The organism is Nannocystis pusilla (assembly GCF_020073745.1).
GTDB lineage: Bacteria > Myxococcota_A > Polyangia > Nannocystales > Nannocystaceae > Nannocystis > Nannocystis radixulma.
This window is the reverse complement of sequence record NZ_JAIRAU010000005.1, coordinates 291,481-308,124: the sequence shown is the minus strand read 5'-3', so window position 1 is coordinate 308,124 and position 16,644 is coordinate 291,481. Positions and strand designations below refer to the sequence as shown.

The following is a 16,644-nucleotide window of genomic DNA, read 5'->3' as shown; positions in this document are numbered from 1 at the left end:
CCGCATCACCGCTGCTGCGCCTCGGCCTCGAGGCGCATCGTCGCGGCCGCGAGCTCGTCCTCGCGGCCGAGCGACGAGGACACGGCCAGCGGGCGGGACGTCGTGTCCCGTCGGCTGGACGCCAACGTCGCGTCGCGTCGTTCAAGTCGTTGATATCGCTCGGCCACGGCGGTCGCACGGCGAATGAAAGCAGTCGCGGTGTGCTGACTCGTTCGTACTCCGCAAGCGTCCTCGGCGTCGAAGGCTTTGTCGTCACCGTGGAGGCAGACGTCGGGCTCGGACTGCCAGGACTTACCCTCGTCGGTCGGGCGACGGGAGCGCTCATGGAGGCGCGCGAGCGCGTCCGCAGCGCGCTCGGCCACTGCGGGCACAAGCTGCACCCGCGCAAGCAGGTCGTCAATCTCGCGCCTGCCGACGAGCGCAAGGACAGCCCGGGGATCGATCTCGCGGTCGCATGCGCGCTGCTGGCCAGTCACGAGATCGTGCCGGCCGATCGACTGCAGGGACTGATGTTGTGGGGTGAACTGTCGCTCGACGGTTCGCTGCGCCCGGCGGCCGGTACTCTGGTGATCGCCGATTGTGCGCGCCGCCAGGGTTTCACAGCACTGGCCGTCGCCGAGGCCAGCGCGGAGGAGGCGGCGGTGCTCGGCGGACTGGCGGTGCTGCCGGTGCGCGACTTGCCGCAGTTGGTCGCGCACCTGCGCGGCGATCGTGAGATCAATACATACTCGGCCGACGACCCGGCGCCCCGTCCCCGCCGTGAGCCGTACGATCTCGGCGACGTGCGGGGATTGATCCTCGCGCGGCGAGCGATCGAGGTGATGGCCGCCGGTGGCCACAACGTCCTGCTGCACGGACCGCCCGGTGTCGGCAAGACGATGCTGGCGCGGCGGGCGATCGGCCTCTACCCGCCGCTCGACGACGAGGCCGCGCTCGAGGTGACGAAGATCCACGGCGTCGCCGGTCTGCGTGCGGTCGAGGGGCTCGTGCGCGAGGTGCCGTTGCGAGCTCCGCACCACACGGTGAGCGTCCCCGGCTTGCTCGGTGGCGGACCATTCCTCCGCCCCGGCGAGGTCAGCCTGGCCCACCGGGGGGTGCTGTTCCTCGACGAGCTGCCCGAGTTCTCGCGGGGCTGCCTCGAGGCGCTGCGTGAACCACTCGAAGAGGGCGTGGTCCGGATCGTGCGCGCGCGCGGGAGCGTCGGCTTCCCCGCTCGCTTTCAGCTGCTGGCGGCGATGAACCCCTGTCCCTGCGGCTTCCTCGGCCACCCCGACCGCACCTGCGTCGACGCGCCGAGTGCGGTCGCGCGCTACCAGCAGCGCGTGTCGGGGCCGCTGCTCGACCGCGTCGACGTGGCCGTCGCGGTCACCCCGAGCAAGCCCGAGGAGCTGCAGGCGGCCGACCCGCCCGAGACCACCGCGACGGTGCGGGCCCGCGTGGCGACGGCGCGAGCCCGCCAGGCGGCGCGGCTGCGCGGGACGCCGTGGCGCACCAACGCCGAGGTGCCGGCGGCCGCGGGATCGATCGAACGCCTGTGCGCGCTGACGCCGAGTGCCGAGCGCCTCCTGGCCGCCACCGCCGAGCGGCGCGGCTGGAGCTTGCGGGCGCAGCACCGCCTGCGCCGAGTCGCCCGCACCCTGGCGGACCTCGCCGAAGACGACCGCTGCCCGCGCGACCCGGCGACCGAGGCCGACGTGGCCCAGGCGCTCCACCTGCGCGCGCTGCCGGAGCCCGGGTGATGCGCCGGGCCGTCCGCGAGCCGAGCGCCGCGCCTCGGAGCCGAGGCTGTCCGCGGGGACATGTGCTTACGGCCATGTCGCAGAGGACATGGCCGAAGGAGCGGCTAGGTGCCGCCCATGGCGAGGACCTTGCGGCCCTCCTCGAACAGGATGGCGCACTTCTTGGCCTCGATCACCTCGAGCACCACGCCCTTGCCGAACTTCGGGTGCGACACGGGATCGCCGGCGGCGAACGTCTCGCGCATCGAGTAGGCGCGGATCGGCGTGCCGCCCTGGTGGGCGAGGTCCTCCATGCGACGCAGCCACTCGCGCGCGCCGGCGCCGGCCGGCGGAGCGGAGAGCGCGGCCTTGGCCGCCGCGGGCTTGGGCGGCTTGGGCGGCTTGGGCGGCGGCGGGTTGCGAGCCGCCGCGCTGCGGTTGACCACCGCCGGCTGGCTCGGCGCTTCTGTCCGAGAGGGCAGCTTGGGCGCGTGGTACATGTGCTGCCCGCCGCAGCTCTTGCACTCGACCCGCTTCGGTCCCTCGTTGCCGGGCTTGAGCGCGACGACGACGTGAATCGTGTCGAGGCGGCACTTGGTGCAATAAGCGTCGATGTCTCCGCCGACTTTGAAAACCATGGATTGACCGAGCAGCAGAGTAATGCAGCCTCGCGCCGACGGCCAAGGGCTCCACGTGAGCTGAGGAGCGCTCGGCGAGGACACGTGTCCGCAGGCGGGTGGCGCCCGCTCCGCGAGACACGGTCGACGGCGCTCGTCGCCGCGTCGTGCGGCGCAGCGCCGGTGCGTCATCGGCGCGACTCGCGGCCTTGGGAAGCGAGCCGGTGCGTGCGATCTTCAAGCACCGAGGAGGCTCGTGGACACCGCGCTCGAACAATTCGCAGACCTCGACGGCCGCCTGGTCGACGCCGCCAAGGACATCAAGGTGCTCAGCCAGCTGACCTGGCCGGCGCACGTCGGCGCCGAATTCCTGGCCGGCTGGCACGCCGGCGATCCCCGGCTGCCCGCGGTGGAGCCGCCGCGCGTGCGCTTCGACTCCAACATCCGCGCGCTGGCCTCGATCATGCGCGAGTGCGACCGAGACCACCCCGTCGGCCGCTATCTCTACCGCACCGCCCGCAGCTACAAGCTGGCCGCGGCGATGATCGAGCAGGTCGGCACGCCCGAGTTCACGGTCCGCTCGATCGAGCTGTACGGCGGCCCGCGCGACCCCGTCGGGCCCGGTCAGGTCAGCAACCTCTCGGCCGCCGAACAATTCCTGGCGCTCACCGACGACTTCCGCGCCGAGGGCTACATCCCCGAGCAGGACTTCTCCGTCTCGCCGGAACAGGCGGCCGACGCGCTGCGCCAGCGCATCTCCCCGGTGTTCGGCGACCTCCCGCTCGCCGTCGTCGTCGACCCCGACATGGCGGCCAAGGCCGCGGCCGGTCCGACCCGCGTGCGCTTGCGCGGCGCGACCTCCTTCAGCACCTACGACGTCGCCCAGCTCGTCGAGCACGAGGTGTTCGTCCACTCGCTCACCGCCCTCAATGGACGCGAGCAGCCGCACGTGCGCTCCCTCGGCCTCGGGGCGCCGCGGACCACCGCCACTCAGGAGGGCCTGGCGACCTTCGCCGAGATGATCACCAACGCGATCGACCTGTCCCGCCTCCGCCGCCTCGCGCTGCGCGTCAAGGCCGTCGACCTCGCGCTGTCCGGCGCCGACTTCATCGACCTGTTCCGCTTCTTCCACGACGCCGGCCAGGACCCGGGCGAGAGCTTCCACTCGGCGGCGCGGGTGTTCCGCGGCGGCGACGTCGCCGGCAAGGTCGTGTTCACCAAGGACATCGTCTACCTGCGCGGCCTCCTCGGCGTGCACACCTTCTTCCTCAAGGCGATCCAGAGCGGCCGGCCCGAGCTGCTGCACCACCTGTTCTCCGGCCGCATGGCTCTCGGCGACGCGATCGAGCTCGACCCGTTCTTCCGCGCCGGCGCGCTGGCGCCGCCGCGGTTCGAGCCGGCGTGGGTCAAGAGCCGCGCGACCCTGGCGGCCTTCCTCATCTACTCGGTGCTCAGCACCTCGCTCCGCCTCACCGGCGTCGAGCTCACCGACTTCGCCGTCGACGCCACCGACATGGCGACGTAGCGCCGCTCCGGCCCCCGGGCCGCACGAGCGCCCGGCGGGTGGCGATCGGGACATGCCCGATCGGTCATGTGACCGGCGGGCGCGTGGGCCGTCGGCGCATGCCCGTCAGGACATGCCCGATCGAGCAGGCGTCAGCCCGGCATCAGCGACGACTTGAAGCCGAGCGTGACCCGCAGCCGCTGGCCGGGGGTGTCGACGGTGTTGCCCATGGTCGTGTGGGTGTCGAGGTTGTTGTCGATCGCGTTGACCTCGGAGCCGGCGACGTAGTTGTCGCCGAGGCCGACGAAGCTGGCCAGGAAGCTGCCGAACTCGAGCTCGTTGTTGTCGAAGTTGAGCGAGATCTCGGCGAGGTTGAGCCCGCCGCCGGCGGGCAGCTTGGCCCCGAACGAGCCCGCGATCGTCAGGTAGCTGCCCTGCGGGTCGAACACGCCGTCCACATCGCTGTAGTACACGTCGTAGAACTCGACGCTCGTGCCCTCGATGTCGCGGTTGGCGTTGCTCAGCGGGTCGACGAGCAGCTGGTTCAGCTCGGGGCCGTCGACGAGGAAGGTGTACTCCATCACGCCGCTGGTCGACTCGTAGAAGGTGATCGACACCAGGCCGGGGATGTCGGCCACCGGGATCGGCATCTCCGGCGGCAGGTCGAGCTTGGGCCCGTCGGTGGTGGTCGAGGGATCGACGGGCCCGGTGCTCGTCGAGGTGACCGGCTCCGTCGTCGAGGTGACGGCGGTGATCGTGCCGGGCGCGTCTGTCGTGCCGCTGGTGGTCGTCGTGCTCGCGTCGCCCGTGGTGGTCGGCGCGACGTCGCCGCTGCTGCTCGAGGTCGAGGCCGTCACCGTGGCGCCGGTCTGCGTGGCGGGGGTGGTCTCGGTGCTGGAGTCGTCGGCGCGACCGGAGGGGCCGCAGGCGGAGAGGACGGCGAGGGCGAGGCCGAAGCGAAGCGCGTGCATGACCTCGTGTTTCACGGGCCGGTCGCGGGTGTCAAACCCGCGGTCGCAGGTGCGCAGGCTCGCGCACCTGCGAGGAGGTCAGCGGCCGAGAGTGCGCACGTCGCCGCTGCGGCTGACGAGCCGGTGCCCGCGCGCCTCGCTGACGATGAAGCCGCGCCCGTCGCTCGCAAGCGAGACCCCGATCGGCAACCAGAAGCGGGCCTGACCGGCCGCGCCGTCGACGTCGCCGTGCGCCCCGGGGCTGCCGGCCAGCAGCGCGAGCCGATAGCTGCGCAGCTCGTAGCTCCACACCACGTGGTTGCGCGGGTCGGCGATGACGAGCAGCTCGCCGTCGCAGGCGAGGCCGCTCGGGGTGAACTCCTGGACATGTTCGATCGAACAGATGTCCTCGAGCGTGATCACGGTGTTGACCACGCCGGCGCGGGTGTCGATGCTGCGGACCGCGCCGTTGCCGGTGTCGGCGACCAGCAGCAGCGAGACGCCGGCCTCGGTCACCGCCCGCGGGCCGTGAAAGCGGGCCTTGCGGCGCGGGCCGTCGATGCGCCCGGACGCGCCGCGCGAGCCGGCGTACACCGGGTCGGCCTCGACCCCGCTGGCGCCGACGAAGTGCTCGGCAGCGTCGCAGTAATAACGAGGCGCGGCGGCGGTCGTCATGGCCCGCCCGAGAGTGTGCGCGATCTCGCCAGGGCCGCCAAGAGCCGGCGCGGTTTCGCACCAGGAGCCCGAATTCGCGGCCAGAAGGCGTTTTGGGCCCGGTTGCGCTCGGGTACGATGCCCGTCGATGCCCAGGCGGACGACCCCGACCGAGGCGCGCGTGGAGCTGACGTGGCCCGGCAAGGTCGCGCCTCCCGCCGTCCCTGTCGCTGTGGAGCCGCTCGTCGTGCGCGAGCGGGTCGGCGAGCCGGACGCGTGGGCCGACCGCCTGGTGTGGGGCGACAACTCGCACGCCCTGGCCGCGCTGCACGCCGAGCTCGGCGCAGCGGTCGACCTCGTGTACATCGACCCGCCGTTCGACGTCGGCACGTCCCACTACTTAAGGAAGGGCGAGGTCGAGGTGCTCGCCTACTGCGACACGTGGGGCGGCCCGGCCTACCTGTCGATGCTGTACCCGCGCCTGTCGCTGCTGCGCGCGCTGATGAAGCCGAGTGCGACGATCGTGGTCCACGTCGGCATCCAGGTGTGCCACCACGTGCGCGTGGTGATGGACGAGGTCTTCGGCGCCGACAACTTCATCAACCAGGTCGCGTGGAAGCGCTACTCGGCCCACAACGACGCGAGCCAGGGCGCGCGCCGGCTGGGCGCGGTGCACGACGTGTTGCTGTTCTACGGCATGAGCCAGACGCGCACGTGGACGACCCTGCGCGCGCCCTACGACAAGGACTACGTGGCCAAGTGGTACCGCCACGTCGAGCCGGGCACCGGTCGGCGCTTCATGTCGAGCCCGCTCACGGCCCCCGGCGGCGCGGCCAAGGGCAACCCCAACTACGAGTTCCTCGGGGTGCCCCGCTTCTGGCGCTACGGCCAGGCGACGATGGAGGCGCTCCACAGCAGCGGACGCGTCTACCAGAGCCGCCCGGGCGCGGTGCCGCGGCAGAAGCACTACCTCGACGAGCAGGAGGGCGTGCCGCTGCAGGACGTGTGGGCCGACATCCGCGCGCTGCAAGGCACCCACGTCGAGCGCGTCGGCTACGACACGCAGAAGCCGGAGGCGCTGCTCGAGCGGATCGTGCACATGTGTTCGCGCCCGGGCGACCTCGTCCTCGACGCGTTCAGCGGCTCGGGCACCACCGCCGCGGTCGCGGCCCGCTGCGGCCGACGCTGGGTGGCGATCGATCGCTCGCAGCCGGCCTTCACGGTCAGCCGCCGCCGCCTGCGCGCGCTGACCCGCAGCGGCGAGGCCGGCCCGTTCGTGGTGCTCGACGCCGCGCCGGCGATGCGCCGCGGGCTGGTGGAGCGCGTCGACGAGGCCGAGCTGCGCCGCCGCGTGCTCGCCCTGCATGGGGCGACGGCCTGGTCCGAAGGACAGCTGCTCGGGGCGACGAGGTGGTCCGAAGGCCAGCCCAGCGGCGCGACGACCTGCTCCGAGGGCCAGTTGGACGGCGCGACGACATGGCCCGAAGGACAGCTGCATGGGGCGGCGACGAGCTCCGAAGGACAGCTGCATGGGCGACGCGGCGAGGCGGCGGTGGTCGTCGCGGCGCCCGAGGAGCGCCCGACTGCCGCGGACATCGCCGGCTGGCTCGGCGCGGCGCGGGCGGCCGGCGCCGCGGCCCTCGAGGTGATCGCGTGGACGTTCGACCCGTCGGCGCACGACGTCGACGCGCCAGCGGTGACGCTGTGGGAGATCCCTCGCGCGTTCGCGGAGGGCGAGGAGGCCAGGCCGACGCGCGCGCCCCGGCTCTCGCTCGTGGTCGAGGCGACACCCGCAGGCCGGACGATCCGCATCACGAATTACGCGGCCGTCGACAGCGACGGCAACTGGGCCCAGCTCGGCGTCGACGCGCTCGTCGAGTGGGCCCTCGACGACCGCGGCGACGCAGCCGTGTTCGCGCCGCGGTGGTCGACCCAGCGCGGGCGCGACGGAGTGATGCCGCTGGTCTCGCAGGCGATCGCGGGCGAGGGCAGGGTGGTGATCGAGGCGGTCGACGTCGCGGGGCGAATCAGCACCCGGGCGATCGATTGATCGAAGCCTCGCGCGAGTTCCGGTGTTCTGCCCATTCTGCCCATTCGATGACCTGTATATTCGCTAGATTGGTCAACACGTTCAGCCCGGCGGCCTTCAACCCGCAACAGGCTGCCAGCGGGCTCGACGGCCTGCCGGTCGAGGACAAGCGCAAGCTGCTCGAGCTGGTCGCCAGCGTCAACGAGGCCGACGAGGAGCTCGACCTCGCCGAGGATATCTATCTGCGCACGGTCGCCGCGGCGCTCGGTCTGTCGCAGGAGGAGTACTCCGACCTCACGCTCGAGATCCTCGGCGGCGACGAGCTCCACGGCTTCCTCGCCTGAGGCGCCGAGATCGATCTTCGCAAGACGCGGCGGCGGCTCCGGCATCGACCCGCACGACGCGAGGAGAGCCGCGCGCCACGCCGGCGCGGCGCGCGGCTCGAGCTGGAGCGGGACGCGAAAAAAGGTGGAGTGGGGCGCGGTGGGCGCGCGATTTTGCGACTTGGCGCACACCTCTTGCTCGGGAATTAGGCTAGTGACCCTTGAAATTAGGTTAGTTCAGGGTCTATTTAGCCTTCATGCCCCGCCCTGAAGCGCCGACCGCCGCTCTCCGCGACTTCCTGGAGATTCCCTATGACCGCCTCGAGGAGCTGAACCTCGAGGTCAAAAACGCGCGTACCGCTCGGGTGCCGGCGGACCAGGTGCGCGAACAGCGGGTCAAGTACCTCACCGACGAGAAGCGGATCAAGGCCGTGACCGTGTGCTTCACCGATCTCGAGGGTCGGCTGCACATGCTCGACTACGACAAGAAGTTCCTGCTGCGCTCTGCCGACAACCTGACCTTCGACGGCAGCTCGGTGCGCGGGTTCTCGCAGCAGCACGAGTCGGATCTGCGGCTCAGCATCGACTGGGCGGCGTTCTACTGGTTGCCGTCCGACGTGTTCGGCCCCGGCAAGGTGCTGGTGTTCGCCGAGGTGCGCGGGCAGGACGGGCTGCCGTACCAGGCCGACATGCGCGCGCGGCTCAAGGACTACACGGCCGGGCTCTACGAGAAGGAAGGCCTCGTGGCCCAGTTCGCCCACGAGATCGAGGGCTTCTTGTTCCACGGCCGCGACGCCGAGCGCAATTACCCCGAGCGCGGCGCGTTCGAGTTCATCTCGACCGGCGGCTACTATCATTCGCTGCCGGGTGATGCGCTGCGGCGATTCATCGACTCGGCGGCCGAGGTGCAGCGGGCGATGGGCTTCTGTAACGAGAAGGACCACCCGGAGGTCGCGCCCTCGCAGTTCGAGATGAACTTCATGCACACCGAGGCGCTGGTGGCCGCCGACCAGGTCCAGCTGTACAAGCTGCTGTGTCGGCAGGTCGCGCAGAACTACGACATGACCGCGAGCTTTCTGCCGAAGCCGGTCACCGGGATCAACGGCAACGGGATGCACACCAACATCTCGCTGGCGCGCAAGGGCACCAACCTGTTCCACGACAAGAGCGGCGACAGCGGCCTGTCCGCCGCCGGCTGGAGCTTCACCGAGCGCATTCTCAACAGCGCGCCCGACATCTGCCTGATCCTCAACGCCAGCGTCAACGCCTACCGCCGCCTCGACCCCCACTTCGAGGCCCCCAATCAGATCAAGGCGTCCGCCACCGACCGCGGCAGCATGGTCCGGATCCCCCTCGGCAACGAACGCTCGGCCCGCATCGAGGTCCGCAGCGTCGCCCCCGACGCGAACCCCTACATGACGGTCTACACCCTGCTCCGCACCGGCCTCGAAGGCCCGCTGCCCGACCAGGCCGAGATCGCCAACAAGCGCGCTCGCACCCGCTTCCTCCCCGACAACATCAACGACGCCATCCGCCTGTTCAAGTCGTCCAAGTTCGTCGCCGACCTGCTCGGCGAACAGGTCCAGACCCGCTTCGCCGAGGTCAAACAAGCGTCCGCCGAACGCTGCCCGCGCGCGCTCGGGTCACTCATCAAGGCTGCCGAGGTGCAGTTTCACCATGAGGTGACGAATCAGTATCTGTGGAACAAGTTTTGAGCATCAGCAAACCCCGCGCCAAAGACAGCGCAGCCCTGAATTCTCGAAAATGCGCGCGGGGTTGAAGATGCTCGGTTTGTTCTGCGGTTATCTGCGCTGGTCGCGTTTCGTCCCAGAGTCTGTCACAGGCCTCGACCTGTGACAGACTCTGCGCAAGTGGCGCGGGTTGCTGCTCCCGCCCTGGGGCCGAACGTCGAATGGGCCCGCATCCGGCCGGCAACGCCAGTGCGACGAGACCGGCGAACCTACCAGGCGGAGAGACCGAGATCGGCTCATGGCGCCGCCATTTCCCCAGCACGGGCGCTCGCAGCCGGTCCGGCGCGTGTGGAAGCGTACGCGAGACGAGGGGCGCTGGTCGTCACCATCGACGCGGGGGAGCGGCAGGCGGTCGCTCCCCGCCGCGCTCGTGGAACACCGGCGAACCACCTGGCGCGCACGCGCTAGTATGGGCACGTGCGCCGCCTTCTGCTCGCCGCGGCACTCGGTGCCGGGTGCAACAACGACAGCTCGCCCGCCTGGTCGACGGGTCCGGGCATTACGTCCGTCGCGCACAGCTCGACCTCGACGAGCTCGACCGGGACGACTTCGACATGGTCGAGCTCGACGTCGGGGACGACCTCGACGGGCGGCGGCGAGGACAGCGCGGCCAGCACCGACCCGGGCCCCGTCGACATGCCGGACTTCGGCGATCCACAGCCCGAGGGGTGCAAGGGGAAGATCGATTTTGTGTTCGTGATCTCGGCGCTTGGGACGATGTGGCACGAGCAGGATCAGCTTGTAGCGAGCTTTCCCGGGTTCACGGAGACCATCGGGACGAAGTTCGCCGACTTCGACACGCACGTGATCTCCGTGAACACGGACGAGCACTGGCGCGGCATCGGCTGCGAGACGCCCGAGCACTGTGGGAACGAAAGCAACTGCGGCCCGTACGCGATGGACTACGTCTGCGGCTCCTACGCCGATACCGTCTTCAAGTGCGACCGGACGCGTGGCGCCGGCCTGCTCTACAACGCCGGGCCCTATGCGACAAACCACGTGTGCGAGCTCGCCGGGGGCCACCGCTACATGATCGAGCCCGACCCCGACGACTTCGAGTGCATCGCGCGCGTGGGCACCTTCGGCGCCGATCCGCCGCTCGCCGACACCCTCGTCGCCGCCGTGTCCGACGACCTCAACGGCCCGGGTGGCTGCAACGAGGGCTTTTTACGCGACGACGCGCTGCTCGTGTTCGTGTTCATCATGGACAACGAGGACGAGAAATCAGTCCTCAGCGCGAAGAAGGTTCACGATGCGGTGGTCGCAGCCAAGGGCGGGGACGAGGACGCGATCGTCGGGCTGGCAATCGTCCCGCAGCCGCTTGTGGGCGAGCCGATCGCCGACTGCGTCTACAACGATCCTCCGATCGCGCAGCACCTCGTCGCGGTGATCGAATCGTTCCCGTATCACCACGAAGGCGATATTTGCGCCGACAGTTACGACGGGTTCTTCGACGAGGCCGCCGACCTCGTCCATGAGGCGTGTAGCAGCTTCATCCCGCAGTGAGCCTCGCTCACTGCCGCACGAAGGCCACCCGGGCGTGACGCATGCCTCCCGCGGTCACCTCGCCGATCACGAATACCTGATCCCATGCGTCGAGCGCGAGCCCCAATGCCGCGGATGGCTCGGCGCTCGGCGGGAATTTGTGATCGTAGAGCGTGCTCTTGCGCCCAAGCAGGACCCCGCGGAGCACGTCTTTGTCTCGCACGACGCCCGTAACGATGACTCCGCCGTGGGCGTTCACCGCAACTGCCGTGCCGTAGGCCACATCCGCGGCCGCTTCCGGCTGAAACCAAATCCGCGAGCCGCTGGCGTCGTAGATCGCTATCTCGATGCGCTGCGAAGTGCTGTCGGCCGTCGCGCCGTAGCCGACGACGGCGATCCCGTCCGGGTGTGCGGCGGCGCCGAGGTACATTCCTTGCCGCCAGCCGCCGCTCGGCACCTGTACGATCACCGGGTCGAACTGCGCGCCGGTTTCCAGGTCCAGCGGCACGAGCAGACCCCGTGCCTGTGTCTCGTTGCCCTCGTGCTTCCCCGCGCTCGCGCCTACGACCCATGCGGCGGCGCCCTTGATCACCACGTCGAAGGCGAAGTCGCTGAAGCTGTGCGCTAGATTCTTGTCTCCGTTCGGGACGTAGTCCCACGGCTTGGCGCTGAAGACGGCGACGTGCTCGCCGTTCATCCGCCAGATCACCACGTCCATGTCGCCGAGCCCGCTTCCGGCGAAGCCGACCGCGAAGAACCCGCCCGCGCCGTCCGCGGCGATCCCCCCCACCGTCGCGCCCGCCTCCGTGGGCATTTCGATGCCGGTCTCGTGGCCGTCGGCATCGAGCAGGAGGATCCGCGGCCGCCATGCCTTGTCCGCCTGGCGGACGTTCATGGCGACCCAGATCCGGCCGTCAGGGGTCAAGGCGGCCGCGTCGACCGAGCCCTCGCGGGAGTCGAGAACGATCGTTCCTTCGGCCCACACCTCGGCGCCGTTCTTGCCCGAGCGCTTGCGGATCGACGGACGCGGCGCGCCGTCGACCTCGATCGCGCCGACCTCGATCGCGTCGCCTTCGGCGGTGACGACGATGCGGCGCGCCCTGGAGCCGATCGGGTACGGGACGGCCCATGCCAGATCGCCGGCCGGCGGCGCGGCGACCTGGAAGTCGATGGCGCGCAAATCGGCGAGAGAGTCGTTCAGCGCGATCACGTCGAGCGTGTGGGCGCCATTGTCGACCGAGCCGAAGCACGGGACGGTCCCCGCGAACACGCCGGCGCCCTGGTCGACCAGTTCGTCCAGCTCGACGCCGTCGAGCTTGACCCGGACGCGGCTCGCATCCCGCGTCGAGACCTGAAGGTCCACGGGGCCGGCGAGGTGAACGATCGCGGGCATGCCGACCTCGAGGATCCTTGGCTGTAGCAGGGACTCGCTGCCTGATGAGGTCGGGCCGTCCGAGGTTGGGTCGCCCGTCGTGGCAGTATCCTCGGGCTCGCCCGTCGCGGTCATCGGCAGCGCGTCGGTGGTCGCGCTCCCCTGGCTGCCGTCCGTCGTCGACGGATCGGCCGTGGTGCTACCTGTCCCCACGGACATCTCCGAATCGTGGGCGGCATCATGGGCCGCGAAGTCCGCCCACGCTGGCGCATGACCGGAGCACGCTGCGAGGGCGGTCAGGGTGATGGCGGCGGCGGTGCGGCGGAGCATGGGGACCTCCAAAGCGGCGGAGCTGCTCAGAACGAATATACGAACCCGGCGCCCTGAGCGCGAACCCGCGCGCGTGAGGCGTCGCGTGGCGGGGCCAGGATCACTGCAAGACCTGTAACCAGGCTTACAAAACCGGCGACGCCAAGCACGACGGCGACGCCTCCGAGCTGGCCAAACCGACGATCGGCCTCGCGGGCGTCCGCCTCTTCGTCCGGCGTGAAGTCGCGATCCTCGGTGCGAGCGGCCGCGGTGATGCTGGCGATCGTGTCGTTCGCGTTCGACCGACCGGCGAGCGCGATGGCCATCCCGCCGAGCATGACCCCGCCCGCGGCGGCAACGACCGAGCCCCCGACGACACGCCCGCGCGGGCGCCATGGCTCCGGGCTGTCCTTCGGGGCAGTTGGCGAGCCCGAGCCCTCGGTACGCGCCGGGCTGTCTTTCGGGACAGGGGCGGGAAGCTCGGGCGTCACGCCGCGCGGAGCATCGTCGGTCGCGGACGCCGGCTCCGGGCACGTCGCGCTGGCCTCGCTCAAGAGTTTCGCGTCGGCGGCTTCTTGCTCGACCCAGGCCGCGCGTTCGGCCTCGCTGGCGAACTTGCCCCCGGCCACCAGTCCGCGCGCGAGCTCGTGGGCCTCGCAGAGCCGCGCGAGATCCTTGCGCTCGCTCCGGTCGTAGAGCGCGCGCAGGGCGTCGTGGACGCCATACAGCGCGTCGGGCAGGTAGACGCCCGGCGATGCGGCCCGCTCGCGATACAGCTTGAGGGCGAGATCGAGATCGCCGCGGTTGTAGGCCGCGATCGCGTCGGCCTCCGAGGGCGGCGGAGCGAGTATCGTCAGAACGAGGACGCAGCGCAGGAACATGACGACTCCTACTCGGCGAAAAAGGTGTGCTGCCGCTGACCTTCGGCGACGCGCACGCCGAAGCGGTCGAGCGCTTCGCGGATGCAGCTCGCCTCGCGCGAGTCGGAGGCGACGCCCCGGACGCGAGCCGGCTCGCCCGCGGGGATCGTGGTCAAGCGAGGCGACACCTTGAGCCCGGCTTTTTCCAGACACCGGCGTGCGTGCGTGTCCGCCTTGCTCAGGCGCTCGTCCCAGGTCGATGGCGGTGGCTTCTTCGGCTTCGGCGACGCCGCCGTTGGGGGGCTTGGGCGCGTCACGCTCGCCGCCGCGACCTCGCTTGACCTCTTGCCAGCCACGTCGCTCGCCGCCGCGACCTCGCTCGAACTCTCGTCAGTCGCGGAGGTCGCCGCCGCAACCTCGCTCGACCGCCCGTTCGGGACAACCGCCGCGACCTCGCTCGACCTCTCACTCAGGACAGCCGCCGCGACCTCGCTCGGGACAGCTGCCACGAACTCGCTCGGGACGGCCGCCGCGATTTCGCTCGACCGCTCGGTTGGGTTCCCCGCATCGTTCGTCGCCGCGACCTCGCTCAACCGCTCGCTCGGGACGGCTGTCGCCAGCACGGCACCGAGCACGAAGGACGCGACCGACGCGACCGCCATGACGCCGATGCGACGGGGCGCCGCGAGCTTGGAGCGGACGATTTCGAGGGCGCGGACGAGGTCCGCCATGGTCTCGTGGCGATCCTCGGCGCCGGCCAAGCCGATTTCAAGCTCCGCCACGAGCGGCGCGAGCCTGGACGGAAACTCTGCCGCGGTGATTTTTCGGAAGCCGCCGGCCTCGCCGTACAAGGCGCGGCCGGTCAGCATCTCGTACAGGACCACGCACACGGAAAAGACATCGGTTTGCGGCGCGACCAGGCCCTCGGTCCAGTACTGCGGGCAGACGTAGGCGATCGACCCGATGAACTCGTGCTCCGAGGTGTGCCACCGCTCGCCCTCGGCGGTTACGTCGCGCAGGTGGGGCGCCTTGTAATACTCGTCGGTCAGCAAGCACGCGCCGAAGTCGATCAGCCGCACACGATCGCCGGGCTCCACGATCACATTCGCCGGCTTCACGTCGCGGTGGATCACGCCGGCCGCGTGAACCGCCATCAGCACACGACCGAGCTCGATCGCCAGCGCCAGCGCGCGCGCAGGCGGAAGCGGGCCTCTCTTCACCAGGTCAGCAATCGTGGGGCCGGTGATGATCTCCATGGTGAAGAACGGCCCGTGATCGTCGCCGCTGTCGTAGATGGCGGGCACGCCGGTGTGGCGCACGGCGGCGAGCGCTCGATACTCCCGGCGGAAGCGCTCGAGGTGGCCGTCGCGCCTGACCTTGGTCTGCTTGAGAGCGACGTTGCGGCAGAAGGTCTTGTCGTAGGCGAGGTGAACCACGCCCATGCCGCCGTGCCCCAACTCGCGGATCACTTCGTAGCGACCGGCGATCAGCTTCGTCGCGGTGGCGTCGGCGGGCTGCTGCGCGGACACTTCAGGCGAAGGCGAGGACATCGCGCACCTCACTCACGCGGGCGGCTGCAGACTTCGCATGAGGCTGTGGATCGTCTGGGGCTTGCCGGGGGTGAGAGGCTTCTCGGAGTCGAAACGGTCGTACCCGGGCCAGGTGATGAACTCCTGGGCCAGCGCTGCACCGAGGCGAACGTGGCACCTGCACGGGTTCCCGGGGTCCATGTGCTCGCACCGGACCCCGAGGTATTTGTCGAGGTTGGCGACCCCGCGCGTGTGGTTCACCCGCGCGGCGGTCGGCGTCTCGAACACGCCGTCAAGGCGCCTGGCGGACCACCCCATGAGCTCCCGCAGGATGAACGCGGCGCGCGGCCCGGGGGCGACGTTGCACAGCGCCGTGAGCAAGCATTTCGACTGCAAGGCCCGCTGCAAGACGTTCAGGCGGCGTGCATCGCCGCGGATCAGCGGGTGGCTCATGTCGAGGGGGATCGTGTCTCCACGCAGGATCGCGTCCAAATTGACCGAAGCACCGCGCCCTCGCGAGGGAAGGCGGCGATCCATGAACCAGCGGATGATCTCCCGGACTCGCGCGTCCACGTCGGGCTCACCCCTGCGCGGAACCTCGGCGAGCACATCGGCGCCCGCTCTCTTCGAGCCCGTCATCCAGGCGACGAACCCGACCACGTCGGGATGGTCATGCGCGCTCATAGGCGCCCATTTTTGCCGCGGAAGCGCGCCGCGGTCCAGCGATGGACCGGAAATAAGCTGGTGATGAGGCTCAAATGCTGGCGGGCGTATTCGAGCGTAGATGCTCGAACACGCGCTCGCGTGGTGAAGCCTTCACGATCCGGCCATCGAGGCGCGGTCATCATCGTCAGCTCTGCGGCGGCCCCTCGTTCGTGGGGCTTCCCGCGTCGGCCAGGCCACGAGCAGATCGTGATCCGGACGCGCTCTCGAGGCCGGCGGCGAACGCTTCCAGGTGCGCGAAAACTCACAAATGATCCTCCGGGGATGAGATCTTGTGCGCAAGCGCCCATCATCGAACGTTTGGTAAGCGAGCTTACCAAGTGAGCAGCATCGGCTCTTGCCACCAGGGCAGCCTGCTCGGTACGGTCGCGCTCGTGAAGTATCCCCACACCACGGCATACCTGGCGGAAATCGCCAAGGTAGAGCCCGCGACGATCCTCGAATGGCGCACGATCGGGCTGTTCCACGGCATCGCCACGACGAAGCAAGGCGGGGATCGCAAGGGCGTTCGGCGGCTTTGGCAGCCTGAAGCCGCGGACCGCGTCCGCGAGATCGTGCGGCTGAAGGCTGACGGCTACGACCGCGAGGCGCTGATCAAGCACTTCGCGGCTGCACCCGCCGCGACCCCCGAACGCGGGGAAGACTAAACGCTCTGGAGCGGGCCGAACAAACGCTCGTATCGGACGCGCAGGGACTCGAAGCCCTGCTCTTGCTCTTCGCCAACCGGGGCGTAGCCGTTTCCAGGGCCGACGCAGCATTCCAGGATCGCCTGCAGCGCGAGGCGATCGGCGTAGACCGCGGCGTACTGGGCCATCGGCCC

At 70.0% G+C, this 16,644-nt stretch carries 15 protein-coding genes; 7 read left to right on the top strand and 8 right to left on the bottom strand.

Going from position 1 to position 16,644, the window contains the following annotated elements; all coding sequences use genetic code 11:
* The first annotated feature begins 200 nt into the window (after positions 1-200).
* Positions 201-1,739 carry a YifB family Mg chelatase-like AAA ATPase gene (locus K7C98_RS09155; RefSeq protein WP_224191198.1) on the top strand — a complete coding sequence of 513 codons (1,539 nt, stop codon included), beginning with the start codon at positions 201-203 and terminating at the stop codon, positions 1,737-1,739.
* Positions 1,740-1,843: 104 nt separating this feature from the next.
* Here the strand turns inward: K7C98_RS09155 and K7C98_RS09150 are convergent, their stop codons facing one another.
* Complete coding sequence (locus tag K7C98_RS09150) at positions 1,844-2,356, bottom strand: hypothetical protein (protein ID WP_224191197.1); 513 nt, start codon at positions 2,354-2,356, stop codon at positions 1,844-1,846.
* A 235-nt stretch (positions 2,357-2,591) separates the two neighbouring features.
* Between K7C98_RS09150 and K7C98_RS09145 the strand changes: the two genes are divergently transcribed.
* On the top strand, positions 2,592-3,860 hold the full coding sequence (locus tag K7C98_RS09145; RefSeq protein ID WP_224191196.1) for a flavohemoglobin expression-modulating QEGLA motif protein: 1,269 nt from the start codon (positions 2,592-2,594) through the stop codon (positions 3,858-3,860).
* A 131-nt stretch (positions 3,861-3,991) separates the two neighbouring features.
* Here the strand turns inward: K7C98_RS09145 and K7C98_RS09140 are convergent, their stop codons facing one another.
* On the bottom strand, positions 3,992-4,810 hold the full coding sequence (locus tag K7C98_RS09140; RefSeq protein ID WP_224191195.1) for a hypothetical protein: 819 nt from the start codon (positions 4,808-4,810) through the stop codon (positions 3,992-3,994).
* Between the two features lie 78 nt (positions 4,811-4,888).
* The gene (locus tag K7C98_RS09135; protein WP_224191194.1) at positions 4,889-5,464 is read right to left on the bottom strand and encodes a hypothetical protein; all 576 of its coding nucleotides are present in this window, start codon (positions 5,462-5,464) and stop codon (positions 4,889-4,891) included.
* Between the two features lie 127 nt (positions 5,465-5,591).
* Between K7C98_RS09135 and K7C98_RS09130 the strand changes: the two genes are divergently transcribed.
* The 4 genes from K7C98_RS09130 (at position 5,592) to K7C98_RS09115 (ending at position 11,052) form a co-directional block, all read left to right on the top strand.
* Positions 5,592-7,493, top strand: a complete 1,902-nt coding sequence (locus tag K7C98_RS09130) for a site-specific DNA-methyltransferase (protein WP_224191193.1) — start codon at positions 5,592-5,594, stop codon at positions 7,491-7,493.
* A 68-nt stretch (positions 7,494-7,561) separates the two neighbouring features.
* Complete coding sequence (locus K7C98_RS09125; RefSeq protein ID WP_224191192.1) at positions 7,562-7,816, top strand: TerB family tellurite resistance protein; 255 nt, start codon at positions 7,562-7,564, stop codon at positions 7,814-7,816.
* Between the two features lie 236 nt (positions 7,817-8,052).
* The gene (locus K7C98_RS09120) at positions 8,053-9,510 is read left to right on the top strand and encodes a glutamine synthetase family protein (protein ID WP_224191191.1); all 1,458 of its coding nucleotides are present in this window, start codon (positions 8,053-8,055) and stop codon (positions 9,508-9,510) included.
* Positions 9,511-9,963: 453 nt separating this feature from the next.
* A complete protein-coding gene (locus tag K7C98_RS09115) occupies positions 9,964-11,052 on the top strand; it encodes a hypothetical protein (RefSeq protein ID WP_224191190.1) in 1,089 nt (362 codons plus the stop codon).
* Between the two features lie 7 nt (positions 11,053-11,059).
* On the opposite strand, the gene K7C98_RS09110 is transcribed toward K7C98_RS09115, so the two are convergent.
* Genes K7C98_RS09110 through K7C98_RS09095 form a run of 4 tightly spaced genes read right to left on the bottom strand, consistent with a single transcriptional unit; the run spans position 11,060 to position 15,785 of the window.
* Positions 11,060-12,733: a hypothetical protein gene (locus K7C98_RS09110; RefSeq protein ID WP_224191189.1), complete on the bottom strand. Its 1,674-nt coding sequence runs from the start codon at positions 12,731-12,733 to the stop codon at positions 11,060-11,062.
* Positions 12,734-12,759: 26 nt separating this feature from the next.
* Positions 12,760-13,593, bottom strand: a complete 834-nt coding sequence (locus K7C98_RS09105; protein ID WP_224191188.1) for a hypothetical protein — start codon at positions 13,591-13,593, stop codon at positions 12,760-12,762.
* A gap of 8 nt (positions 13,594-13,601) precedes the next feature.
* Positions 13,602-15,122, bottom strand: a complete 1,521-nt coding sequence (locus K7C98_RS09100; protein WP_224191187.1) for a serine/threonine-protein kinase — start codon at positions 15,120-15,122, stop codon at positions 13,602-13,604.
* 12 nt (positions 15,123-15,134) lie between these two features.
* Positions 15,135-15,785, bottom strand: coding sequence for a hypothetical protein (locus K7C98_RS09095; RefSeq protein ID WP_224191186.1), 651 nt, complete (start codon positions 15,783-15,785; stop codon positions 15,135-15,137).
* A 359-nt stretch (positions 15,786-16,144) separates the two neighbouring features.
* On the opposite strand from K7C98_RS09095, the gene K7C98_RS09090 reads away from it, so the two are divergent.
* A complete protein-coding gene (locus tag K7C98_RS09090; RefSeq protein ID WP_224191185.1) occupies positions 16,145-16,471 on the top strand; it encodes a hypothetical protein in 327 nt (108 codons plus the stop codon).
* On the opposite strand, the gene K7C98_RS09085 is transcribed toward K7C98_RS09090, so the two are convergent.
* A complete protein-coding gene (locus K7C98_RS09085; protein WP_224191184.1) occupies positions 16,468-16,638 on the bottom strand; it encodes a hypothetical protein in 171 nt (56 codons plus the stop codon). The genes K7C98_RS09090 and K7C98_RS09085 overlap by 4 nt on opposite strands.
* Positions 16,639-16,644 lie beyond the last annotated feature (6 nt).